Annotated in this window: 7 protein-coding genes; 4 read left to right on the top strand and 3 right to left on the bottom strand. The window is 49.5% G+C overall.

Annotated features, from left to right (window positions below; translation table 11 throughout):
- Positions 1–3: 3 nt before the first annotated feature.
- Positions 4–1086 carry a porin gene (locus tag OSH01_RS11300; protein WP_266124215.1) on the bottom strand — a complete coding sequence of 361 codons (1083 nt, stop codon included), beginning with the start codon at positions 1084–1086 and terminating at the stop codon, positions 4–6.
- 267 nt (positions 1087–1353) lie between these two features.
- Here OSH01_RS11300 and OSH01_RS11295 point away from each other — a divergent pair, with 267 nt between their 5' ends.
- From OSH01_RS11295 to OSH01_RS11280, 4 genes are all read left to right on the top strand, one after another.
- Positions 1354–5895: an autotransporter domain-containing protein gene (locus OSH01_RS11295; protein WP_266124214.1), complete on the top strand. Its 4542-nt coding sequence runs from the start codon at positions 1354–1356 to the stop codon at positions 5893–5895.
- 237 nt (positions 5896–6132) lie between these two features.
- Positions 6133–6699 carry a molybdopterin-dependent oxidoreductase gene (locus tag OSH01_RS11290; protein WP_266124213.1) on the top strand — a complete coding sequence of 189 codons (567 nt, stop codon included), beginning with the start codon at positions 6133–6135 and terminating at the stop codon, positions 6697–6699.
- 11 nt (positions 6700–6710) lie between these two features.
- On the top strand, positions 6711–8108 hold the full coding sequence (locus OSH01_RS11285) for an ATP-binding protein (RefSeq protein ID WP_266124212.1): 1398 nt from the start codon (positions 6711–6713) through the stop codon (positions 8106–8108).
- On the top strand, positions 8095–9180 hold the full coding sequence (locus tag OSH01_RS11280; protein WP_266124211.1) for a response regulator: 1086 nt from the start codon (positions 8095–8097) through the stop codon (positions 9178–9180). The genes OSH01_RS11285 and OSH01_RS11280 overlap by 14 nt, the downstream gene beginning before the upstream one ends.
- Positions 9181–9363: 183 nt before the next feature.
- Here OSH01_RS11280 and OSH01_RS11275 read toward each other — a convergent pair whose 3' ends face one another.
- Positions 9364–10317 (bottom strand): NAD(P)-dependent oxidoreductase, encoded by a 954-nt coding sequence (locus OSH01_RS11275; RefSeq protein ID WP_266124210.1) that lies wholly within the window; start codon positions 10315–10317, stop codon positions 9364–9366.
- A gap of 360 nt (positions 10318–10677) precedes the next feature.
- A partial coding sequence (locus OSH01_RS11270) for a YadA family autotransporter adhesin (protein ID WP_266124209.1) occupies positions 10678–12550 on the bottom strand: 1873 nt, incomplete at its 5' end.

Raw genomic sequence — 12550 nt, 5'->3', positions numbered from 1 at the left:
CCGTTAGAAACTGTGATCCAAACCAACTATCATTTGTTGGCCGCGAACGTTTTGGAAAGCAAAGCCCGTAGCATAGGCTCCGATAGCGTAGAGCGACGTACGCTTGGATAGGCTGTAGGTGTAGCCGGCGCTGTAAATGTTTTGTTGACGTCTAGCCAGACTGTAGGCATTGGTAAACGAACTGCTGGCGCGCGACATGCTCCAGCCTACCATTGCGCTGGACACGGCATTGACGGGAACGGTCGCATTCAGGGTAACGCTGGTGGTTTTGAAGTCTTTGGTATAACCCGAGTTCCAGTTGGTGAAGGCAGGCGAGTCTACATAGGAACCAAAGCCGTTCTGACGACCATTAATATCCTGTCCTACTGCTACGCCAATGAGCACGCTATCCCATGTATAGCCACCCACTGCAATCCATGAATGTACCTTCTTTTCCCACCCCGCTGATTGTAGGCGGTCGTAACCTAAGGCTAGGGTTAAGGGCCCAGAGCTGTAGCCAGTAGCTGCCGTGATAAGTTTTGTATTGTTTCGATTGTCGGAGCTTTGTGGGCCATTGGTGTTAAATGAGTAGCCAATCGCAAAATCTAAGCCATTGAAGTTTGGGGAGTGATAAACAATCGTGTTATCGGCTTTATTAGAACCCGCCGCACTAAATGTATTGGTGATGTCAGAGAGGTTCTCTTCATCGCTAGGGCCTGCTGTATAGCTGGCGTAGTTTTGTACTGCATTACCCATGCGACCGAACTTAACGCTGCCCCAATCTTTACTGGCTAAGCCTAGTATGGTTGTTTTAAGAAGACGATCGCTCGAGGATTGTCCGGTTAAGGAACTAAAGCCGCTTTCAAGCTTAAAGATCGCGCTTAAGCCATCCCCTAAATCTTCGGTGGCTTTTAACCCCCACGAGTTGCTTGACCAGACTCCATTAAATAGGCCGCTGTAACTGGCTTTAATCCCGTTGTCTTTGTTTTTAAAAGACTGGTAGCCGACGCCTGTGTCAATGACACCAATTAGCGTAACAGAGCTGGTTGCATGTGTTAGTGAAGCAGTTCCATAAAGTAGCGCTATAGCGAGTAGTTTTTTTTTCACGAGTCCAGCCCCCCCCCTTTGGCGGAATGTAGTGTTTTATTTAAGGGTACATAGTACGACGTAAATGATGGCTCTGAAAGCAAGCCTTAGCAGGCTTTACGCGCTTGCCCTATGTGTTTGTAGGGGGAGGGGGGTGGCTTGTTAGTAATAAATAACACAAAGCAAATTTTTCTTACAAAAACCTTAGCTTTTCCTAGCTTAAAGGATGGCGACAGGCCTTAGAGGGATGACTACTATTCAGTCATTCATTCAAAGGGGATTAGGTCAGTGAACAAAATACATAAAGTTATATGGAGCCACTCCAAGAGCGCTTTCGTTGTCGTGTCTGATTTAGTTGGTGCTAGGTCGCGCAGCGGTGCCCGCTCAGAGAGATCAGCCACGCCACCCCAAGAGACTGTTCGACAGACTCAGTACACCATCACCGCCTTGGCGGCGAGTATATTGCTAGTTTTTGGTGTGAGCACACCCGTAGCGGCGCAGATTGTTTTAGATTATGGTTTAGGTGATGAATACGTAAGTGCTCAGATAGGCGATTGGGGCAATGCGCTGACGATAAAAAACGATGGAGCAGGGGTTGGCTCTACGACTGTCCGGAATGGGACGTTTAAAGTGCTGCCAGGCGTTAACCCTAGGCCAAACTCAGATCCTTATGCTGCTGTCATGGTGGAAGCAGGTACGGATGAACAGGACTGGGCTTATGTGCAAGATGGTGTGATAGCGGTTGAAGGTGAGAACCTGCATGGCGTGTATGTACAGTCCGGAGCACGTGCTAGTGTAGGGGACACCTCGATTGCGGCGACGGGTGATGGTGTTTCGGGGGTCACCGTGCAAGGCGGCCCTTCGAATGGTAGTTTCAATCTTTCAGGTACGACAGTTGATGTCAGCGGTAGTCAGGCTGCGGGACTCAAATTAAACAGCGGGGGGAACCATATTACAGGCGGCAGCGTCATCAAGGTTGCCGGTGAAAACGCGATAGGCGTTGATGTCGATGGGGGGGAGCTTTATTTTATTTCTCCTGGGGCCGATCGCAATGAAATTGCTGTGACGGGTGTGGCCGGCAGTGATGCAACGGGTATACGTTTTACTAGCGGTAGTGGCTATACCCTGCAGGGCGGCGCGCTGATGAACTTTGATATTGATGTCCAAGGTGACCCTTTAGGGCGCAGCAGCACTGGCATCAATATAGAAGGTGCTACGCTGTTTGCTGATGGTAAACGACATATGTACTTGGGTAATTCGACCGCGGGGGATGAAGCCCACAAGCGAATCACCATTACTGTGCAAGGCGGTACTGACACTCAATCAGAAGCGGTAGGTATCAACACAAGCAGCGATATTTCTGTGGACCTGCGTAATGCCGCCCTGAGCGTTGAAGGGCAGAAGGCAACGGGAATTCAGGTTGATGCTGAGTCCAATCTGAACGTGTCGGATAATGTCAGCATTGCTGTGACTGGCTATGATGTGTACGGCATTAATTTAATGGGCGATAATCAGCTTACCCTTGAGCAGGGAACAACGATTGACGTAGCCGGTACAGGCGAATGGGCTTCTGGAGTTCGTTCGTGGTTAGGCGGAGATCTGTCGCTAAGCGGTGTAACTTTGAATGTAGAGTCTACGGGTCCTGTTTACACCTTTGGAACGGCGCAAGGCGTGGAGGTTCGAGAGAGTAACGTTAATATTAGTGACGGTTCGCAGATTAGTGTCGCCTCTGAATATCTCGCTTATGGTATTAGTTCTCTTGAGAGTGATGTCACGTTGAGTAACGTTACGGTCAGTGCTGTGTCCGACCAAACGGCCCGAACCTTATTCTTCGAACAAGACTTGGTTTCGATTGACAGCTCCGATTTCAAAGCCAAAGGCAAAGACTCCAGAGTGCTGACTGCTCAACAGAGTACGGTAGATGTCACACGAGCCATTATTGCGGCAGAAGATGCTAACTGGGCTACGGGTGTGTACGCAAGCGATTCAACAATGACCTTGTCAGAGGTCAACATTGACGTCAAGGCTGCTTTGGTTGCGACGGGAATCGTGGCAGATTCCGGTTCAGAGCTAAAGCTTAGTGATAGCACCGTCGAGGTGACGGGAGACGGTGGGTCTACGTCTGGCATCTCTAGCTCCACATCCAGCGTCACGGTGGAAAACACGGACCTTACCGTCAATGGTTTGGGAACGGGCTGGAGCTCCAACAATGATACTCACGCACGTATTGTTGATAGTCAGATTAGCATTATCGCTGATGGCAGTGTCGCTGCCGTCAATATTGGCGGGTCACAAGACGTAGTGATTCAGGGCAGTTCCACAACATTGTCTGCCCGCAGTAATGAGGTTGAGAGTCTCGCCACCGCCCTGCAAGTCAATAACGGCGCGTCGGTGCAGGTTGAAAGTGCTAGCCTTGAGGCTACCGTACTGGACGATCGTAGTTACGCAGTAGGGTTAAGCGCGGGGGCAGGTAGCGCGGTAAGCCTCTTGAATGCACAATTGGTGGTTGATGCTGGTCAAGGAGAGGCGCTAGGCGCAGGTGCCGGTAATGTAGGCTCTGAAATCACCTTGGGTAATACCACTGTTATGGTTACAGGCGAAGCGCGAGCGACCGGTTTAAGTTTCTTGGACAGTGCGATAGGCCAGGTAGCTGATTCATTGATTCAGGTTGAGGGTAAAAAAGGAGCGACGGGAGTCTCCGCCTTGGAAGGCAGTGTAACCCTAAACTCCAGCCGTGTTGAAGTAAGTGCTGAACAGCAGGCTTTAGGAGTTTTGGCCGCTGATTCTGTAGTCACTTTGGATGGTGTGAATGTGAAGGTCGATGGCGGAGACGGCACGTACGCGTTGGCTGCGGCGTTTGGCGGTACGCTGAATACATCGGGTGGCACGACGTTAGAGTCATCGGGCGGGGGAGTGGTTCTAGAGTCTGATGTGGAAGGGGCTCAAGTTGCGTTAACTCACACTAAAATCATCTCAGGCGGTCCCACTTTGACGGCGTTCCAAGGTGATGTCGGTGTGATGCGCATGGATTTAGGCGCCGGAGTCGTAGCGACAGAGAACAATGGCGCACTATTATTGGTAGAGCGTGATACCAGTATTCAAACAGGGCGGGTTGAGTTAACTATTAGTGATGGCGCCACTGTATCAGGTAGCATTACCGATGATGCAGGTAGCTTGACCGACCTGACTGCCACTGGCGGCACTTTCGTTGCGCTGAATCAAGCCCAGTATGCCGGGGCTGTGCAGAACGTGCGTGGTATTGAGCTTAGCAATGGCTCAACATTGAGTGGGGGCTCATTTGCCGCACCTAATACCGTGCTAGAGGATGTGCAGATTGATCAGTCTACCTTGGCGGGTAACTGGAACATTGGTGGTACCTTGCATGCCCTTAACGGTGCACGCGTGGCCCCTGGCAACTCTATAGGGGTGATTACGACCAACGCCATCAATTGGGGTAATGGCACCGTCTACGAAGTAGAGGTCAACGCGGCGGGTGAGGCTGATCGTGTTGATGTTACCGGTCCTGGGGCGGCAGATATTAGTCAAACAGCCCTACACGTTATGCAAGAGAACGGTAATGGTGGATATCGGCTCGATCATGACTACACTATTTTAACGGCTGCAGGCGGAATAGCGGGCGAGTTTACTGAAGCTAGCTGGCAAGGTAACGAATTGATTATCATCAAGCCTAGTTATCAGGCCAACTTGGTCACCATGGCGTTGGCGGTGAACAACCAAGCGTTGCAGCAAGCTAATCTTACCGCCAACCAGCGGGCCACTTCTGACGGGGCATTGTCTGTTGCTGGGTTAAATGCAGCCGTCGATGCCGCTTTCTTGTCTGTAAAACCTAGCGCCGCATTCGATCAGTTGTCGGGTGAAATCCATCCTAGTACGCGGGTTGCTTTGATGAGCAATAGTACGTGGTTATCGAATGCTATTTTGGGACGCTTGGGAGATCATTCGGCTGGGTCGGCGCCGTTAACGGATAGCGGCTATCCGCTATGGTTGAGCTACACGCATGGTGACCAAAAAACTAAGGGTGATAGCAATACTGCTGAACGTAAAAACAAGACGAACAGCATTGCGCTGGGTGCCGAGGCATTGCTAGAGTCAGACTGGAGGGTAGGGGGTGCTTTTGCTTATACGGACAGCAAGGTAAAGCTGAATGCTCGCGATTCTAGCGCCGATATCGATAGCTACAGTTTAGCTTTGTACGCGGGGAAGAGCTGGCTTTACCATAGTAATTCCTTGAATTTGAAAGCAGGTGTAGCACATATTTGGCATGATATAGATAGCCGCCGCCATGTAGAGCTAGGGGGGCAGCAGTCTTTGAAAGCTAGTTACGATGCACGTACTACACAGTTGTTCGGTGAGCTAGGCTATAGCATGGCTGTCAGTGATCGCAGTATGGTGGAGCCTTATCTGGGCTTGACCTGGCTGTCGCATCGTAGCGACGGGTTTAGCGAAAGTGGCGGGGCGGCGGCACTGAAAGGTAAGAGTCATACCGATGATGTGACGCTTAGCACAGTGGGTGTGCGTGCGGCTACTTCTGTCGATATGGGGACTACGGCCGTGAAACTGCGTGGTGGGCTGGGGTGGCGACATGCGTTTGGAGACCGTCAGCCCAAGGCAAGCTTGTCCTTTATTCAGGGTAATAGCAGTACCTTTGGTGTTGTTGGTGCCCCTATGATCAAAAATGCTGCTGTCTTTGATCTAGGCGCAGAAGTGCAGGTAGGACGCAATACCTCTATAGGGCTGAGCTACGAAGGGCAGGCCGGCAGCGGTTTTACCGAGCATACGGGCAACCTGAGTTTGAGAACGCGTTTCTAGGTCACTCATGTACGTCTCTTGGCAGTTAGGCTGTCCTTTGCCGGGAGACGCAACATGATTGAAGGTTTTGTCTAAGGGTAAAGCCTTGCTATTGACGATGGAGACGAGAGCTTATGTTTGTTAAGCTGGGTAGTGGAGCTCTTTACTGCACCATTTGCGCTTTGTGCAAGGGGGTATCTACACCTGTAGTGTTGATTTATTAAAAACCTACTTAGCTAACATGGGAAGTGAGGAATCATGCAGCACTCTAGCACGCGACTTAATAGGTACCGCTTGATCACTCAAGCCAAGTTATGTTGGTTGGCTTTGGTGTTGTGTGTTGGGGGGCAGAAAGTGCGAGCTGATATGGTAAGTGAGGTGGATGTGTTGGCGCCTGCAAAGCAAGAGGTTCTTTTGCTTATAACAGGCGCTATTAAGTACACCAATCAAGGCGACCACTCGGCGCATCTAGACGCCGAGCACCTCCAGCACTTGCCTCAACACACTATTCATACTTCTACCGTGGCCACTGATGGGGTCAAGCGTTTCGATGGGGTTCTTGTGCGTCATGTGCTAGATCTGGTGGGTGCTCACGGTACTTACCTAGAAGCACAAGCGCATAATGGCTACACCGTTCATATACCCATGGATGATTTTTTTGACTATGAGGTGCTGATGGCGACACACATGGACGGGAAGCAATTAGAGCTCTCTGATAAGGGGCCCTTATGGATCGTTTATCCACGTGATTCCCATCGAAAGCTACAGGATATCCGTTACGACTATCGCTGGGTGTGGCAGCTAAAACAGCTCACGGTTAAATAAAGCGCAGCAACATGGGACGAGTAAACTCTAAGGTTGTTGGCTATGTTTTACCCATCCTAACCACTGTAGCGCTGGTCGTGTTGCTTACTATTACGCTTATACGTTTGGCAGATATTCAGCGTGAAATGCGTAACAATACTCATGCCAATATTACTTGGGTGGTTTATCAATCACATCTTGAAAGCATGATGTTGGGCAGGGTACTAGAGCAAACCGAGCTGAACGAGGAGCTACTGCCTGACGTGCAGTTTAGGTACCGAATGTTGCTGAGTCGTTTACAACTGCTGAATGAAGGGCTTCAGCTTCAAGCGTTACAAAGCATTGATGGGTATGAGGAGATTCTCGCACATACACAAGCTCTAAAGTCCTTTAAGGGCTTGCTTGATGGCAGCGTGGACAAGGAAATGGTGCGGCGTTTGATCGATGAGCTGCAATCTTTTGATGCCATGTTGTCGCGTATCGCAGGCAAAACCATGGCGGCCCAATGGGAGGCCTCCGGTGAGCAGCTTGATCGATATCGCAATCGGGTCTTATTACTGCTTTTTTTGATGGCAGGTGTTTGGGTATGTAGTGTGTTTATTGTGGTGCAATTGCTCTATGCGCTACGCAAAACGCGAGAAATTGAACATGCTAAACGGCGCGAATTGGAGCTTAGTAAGCGCCTGGAGCATGAGCGTAAAATCAGCGACCTTTATCGTAGTTTCGGTGAGATGGTGTCGCATCAATTCCGCAATCCCTTGGCGGTGATTGATGCCAGCATGCAGCGGCTGGTGCGCGCCGGCAGCCGCATGGGGGGCGATGAAATCGCACGTCGGGCAGAGAAAGTGCGAGCGGCAACAAAGCGCCTGACCGACTTAATCGACTCTATCTTGAATGCGGATCGCTTCCTGGAACAGGTGCAAGCTAGGATAAGAACTTATTCACTGGTGGACTTGGCGCAACAAGCGATTGCTGAACAACGCATGCTTACGCCTCTGCGGCGCATTTATCTGATTAACGAGGCGGGCACGGAGGTGCTGGTGCGCTGTGATCCCGTTCTAACGGCGCAAATACTGGAGAATTTTCTGAGTAATGCAGTGAAGTACTCGGACAGCAATACTGAGATCAGCGTTATTTTACGCCGTAAGGGCGAGTGGGTGCAGTGTTTAGTGTGTGACCAAGGGCGGGGCATTTCCAATGAGGATATGGAGCATATTTTTAAACGCTACTTTCGAGCCTGGGATGCTTCTAGCGTAGTTGGAACAGGTATCGGCCTACATATCGCCTCGGAGTTGGCCTCTTTACAAGAGGGTAAAGTAGACGTGTTTTCTGAGCTAGGTGAGGGTTCTATTTTTGTCTTAAGCCTTCAAGTAGCGGATCAGGTTTGGAAGCAGAAAAGTGATGGGGGAGCACAAAGTGAAGGCCTCTAATGAACAACTTGGCTTTGTAGGCAATCCACCAAAAGGCATAGGCACTATCTTATGTGTTGAAGATGAGCCGGACTTACGCGAGGTGTTAGTCGAAGAACTTGAGGATGTGGGCTACGTAGTGATTCAAGCGGGGAATGGTAAAGAGGCGTGGGCGCTTCTTGAACACACTTGTCCCGACCTAATCCTGTGTGATATTGCTATGCCTGGCATGGATGGTTATGCGTTACTGCGTGAGATACGTGAAAATCGACCTGACTTGTCTGAGGTGCCGTTTGTGTTTCTCTCTGCACAGGACGGATCCGGACAAATCACCCGAGGCAAATATGCTGGGGCAGACGACTACTTAGTTAAGCCGATCAATTTTGATTTGATGTTGGCCACCATCGCCGCTCGGATTCGACAGATGAGGCGGGTGCAAAGTTTGTCGGCTGGGATACCTGCCAGTCAGTCTTTAGCGCAGACGAGCGATATGGCAGAAAGGCTGTACCAAGGAGTAGTGCGCACGTTAGATATGGTCGGGACCGGCATCATTTTGCTAAACAGCGCGGCTAACGTGATTTTGGCTAATCCAGCCGTACTGCAACTAGAGGCGACTGGGGTTTATCCGGACTTATCGCGCATACTGTGGCCGACTTGCCCTAGTTCGGTATTAAGAAAGCATGCCGTCATTGCAGCTGCGGTGGAGTCCAGCTTACTAGGACAAGAACAGGTAGAGCTCTTGTCTATCGCCCATGCGCAGGGTGAGCGTGATTTGTTAGTGTCGGTGTGTTCGCTTGTGCAGGCGAATGCCATGCCAAGTGATCCGGTGGTGGCCTTATTTGTTTCGGGTGGAAACCGCAATGAAGTTCTTTTCATCCGACATCTAGGCGCTTTATTCCAACTGACTCCAACGGAAGCAAAAATTGCTTCAGCTTTTTCCCAAGGCTTACGATCCAGCGAGATTGCCGCAGCGTTTGATATTTCACTAACCACCGTGGCTTTTCACAAGCGAAATATCTTTCAAAAAACACGCACGAACCGCGAGGCTGATCTGATAGCACTTTTGCTCACCTTGCCTGTTTGTGCGGTTTAATGGAATAGCGTTATATCTGTTTAAACAGGTAAGTCATTACCAACGCTCGGCGATTAAGCATGACCGAGCGTTTTTTTATTTTTTAAGTGGATGACAAGACGGTTTCAGGGAGCAATAACGTTAAGGCATCTACGTTTTTAAAACTCAGACAGTGCCAAAAACTTCCTAGAACCGTCTGAGCGGTTAAAGAATCACGTTTTCTTGAGCCCCAGCTTTCCATTTACTAATGTTAGTAAACGTGATGTTGGCTCTTCTTATCATGGCTTCTTCGGTTGCAAAGCCAATGTGTGGTACAAGAACGGTGTTTGGAGCAGCCAAGATAGGGTAGTCAGCAGGCACTGGTGGTTCCATGTCTACTCTGTCTAGGCCAGCACCGGCGATGGTGCCGTTATGTAGAGCTTGTGCCAAGGCAGCATTATCAACAATGGGGCCTACGGCAGTATTAATTAATACTGCACTGGATTTCATTAACTCCAGTTTTTCTTGGTTAATTAAACCCTTGGTTTCGGCTGTTAACGGCGTGTGAATAGTGACGATATCGCTTTGCTGTAAAAGCTCGTCCAATGTTGTATACACTACGCCTTTTTTGATGAGCTCTGGTTTTTCACTGCGATTGTACGCGATTACTTTACAGCCAAAGGCTAAGGCTAACTCAGCGACAGTGCCGCCGATGTCTCCCGTGCCTACAACACCTACTGTTTTGCCTTTTAGGTCTGTTTGTCGATAGCCTTGTTTGGTACCGCCTTCCCTCACTATTTTCTCTAAAGGCACGACGCTACGCAGCAGGGAGATGATGAGTCCAAAGGTAAGCTCGGCGACGGAGTTAGTGCTGTAACCGGCAGCATTAGAGACCTTAATGCCTTTTTCTTTGCATTTATCTAAATCAATATGATCGTAACCGGTGAAGGCGACAGAAATATATTGCAGCTTTTCTGCGGCTGCTATGACTTCCGCTTTCAGTGGCATATTCGCAAGCACTAACACTTCAGCGTCTTTTACTCTTGATTTAAGCGTCTCAACATCCGATTTGCCATCTTTGTGCACTACTAACTCATGGCCATCGTCAGTTAAGGGTTGCGTTATGGTATTGAATTCTTTATCACTAATTCCCAGAGACTCTAGAACTACAATTTTCATTTTTCCTCCATGTGTGAGTGTATGGGTTGGCTGAGCGAATAGGGTACTCAAGTTAGCGGCAAAAAGCTGTGCTTACTAAAGCACCAGAAAGAGCCAAAGTAAAGGTGTTTGTAAGCTAAGAGTACATTCCACTATAGCGCGGCGGGTATATACTAAAAGTATCTACTGTATATACAAGAATGTAAGGTGTGATTCGTTTCTAACGAGTGCTTATTTTTTGAGTGATTAGACTGAGGCTGATGCCTCGACTATTCCGTTGGCCTGAAGATTGACTATTGGCATGTCGGTGAGAGGGAGATAGGTACTACGTAGGTTATGCATCGGTGGAACCCACCGATGCATTTTTTAATGATTTCTAACTTACCACTGATAGCCGACGCCTACTGCACCGCCATAGTCGCCACGAGAGGTTGAGTTTCCAGACAGCTTGTAAATCCATCTCCCATTTTCTGTAATACCCGAGAAACCGATAGCCATCCCTGATTCTCCACGCCAAGTGCCTCCAGCCATGGACATCATGTTTTTACCTGGTAAATAGGCTTGTGGTAGTGAAGCCGTTGCCATAGCAGCTGCCACACCGGCACTCAACCTATTGTCTAAGCGGTGTACGTCTTGTCGAATATGGCTGACTTGGTTTTGTAGGCCACCGGTTGCCTCTTGTAATTGCCGTACATTGACTGCATCCGTTTCGTTGACGCCTGCAGCGACATTGGCAATACGTTTGCCAGACATATCGATACCCTGTTCGTTAATAATGGGGCCGCCATTATTAATTTGAATTTCGTTAGCTTTTACGGCGTTCACTTTTATATCTTGAGCTACTGCGACTTTTATGTCGGCACCAACAACTTGCCCGGCGTCATTAACCTTATCGGTCTTGGAAATAACGATGTTGTCACCTTGTACAAAGCCGACAGCATTGCCATTGTGAATAGAGCTATTTTGACCGGAGCTGCTGTTGCCTCCCCCTGGCAGTCCAGACCCATTAGAACCGCCTGAACCACCTTCAGCTGGCGCCTCAACGTTCCAATGTAAGCTATCGAGCACCTCTTTTAATGTGGAGTGTTGGCCACCGTTGTAGGCAAAAGAACCTTTCCCATCCAATGGTATAAATGACTCTAGGGGCTGAAGCTGACCATAATTAACCGCATCGGTTGCGCTTATACCTGCGGCTACTTGACTGATGCGCATGCCGCCAGCATGGATCCCGGCCGTAGTCATACTGGGGCCATTAGTAATAATGAGACCAATGCTTCCTAGTTGTACATTTTCCCCTACGGTAAGGCCGGCGCTATTAATTAAGGTGCCTGCGGTTTTTACGCTGCCATCTGTCCCTAGATCAAGATCCTTGTTCAGTTTCACCTCAATTTTCGCTTTGTTATCCGTTCCGGTCTGTTCCAGGGCAATGTTGTCATCGCCAACGAACGTTATTATTCCTTTGGGGCCGATAGTGGAACTATTGTCACCAGAGTCGGTGGCCGTCCAGCCTGAACGGGCGATATCGCTTACGTGCTTGAGCTGGTCTTCTGTTGCGGCTTGGCCGCTGGTGTAGTCATCTGGGTTCCATGTCTTGTTACTTAGGCCCCCAATTCGACCGGTTTCTCCATTGATGTTAACAGGATGGGCACCGCCGACTGTCAGTAGCGTGCTCCCGATAGAGGTGGTGTTTCCTTTTGCATCAGCCACAGTGATTGAACCCGCACCGACCGAGGTCTTGTCCCCTGCTGCGTTGCTGACTGTAGTCCCCCATGCGGTGGTTGAGGTTTTGTTACTGGCACTATCTTGAACAGTAAGACCCTCGTTGTTGAGGGCGGTGTTACCTACTGTAAGGCTGCCGTCTTGGCCTAGATTAAGGTCTTTGCTTAACTCGAAGGCTAGACCATTCGCATTGGGGGTAATGCTGATGTTGTCCCCTTTACTGCTGAAGTCTACTGATGTTCCGGAATTTACGTTTGTGCTTGCTTTACCATTGGCGCTGATGCTCCAGCCATAATTGGCGGTTTTTGAAATCTCCTTGAACTGCGCCATATTAACCGCATCACCATCTTGACTGCCCTTGGCCAGATTAGTGATGGTTTTTTCCGACATATTGATGCCGGCTGCGGTGATACTGGGCCCATCCTTGCCGATAGTAATGCTTTGACCGATATTTAACTGCTGAGCTAACTGGAACGCCATGCCGGTATCACTCAAGGCGATAGCAATGTTGTCATCTTGACTCTTGAAGTCTATC

The sequence above is a fragment of the Alcaligenes endophyticus genome, assembly GCF_026344035.1.
Classification (GTDB): Bacteria; Pseudomonadota; Gammaproteobacteria; order Burkholderiales; family Burkholderiaceae_B; genus Alcaligenes; species Alcaligenes endophyticus.
This window is presented reverse-complemented; position numbering and strand designations above follow the sequence as displayed.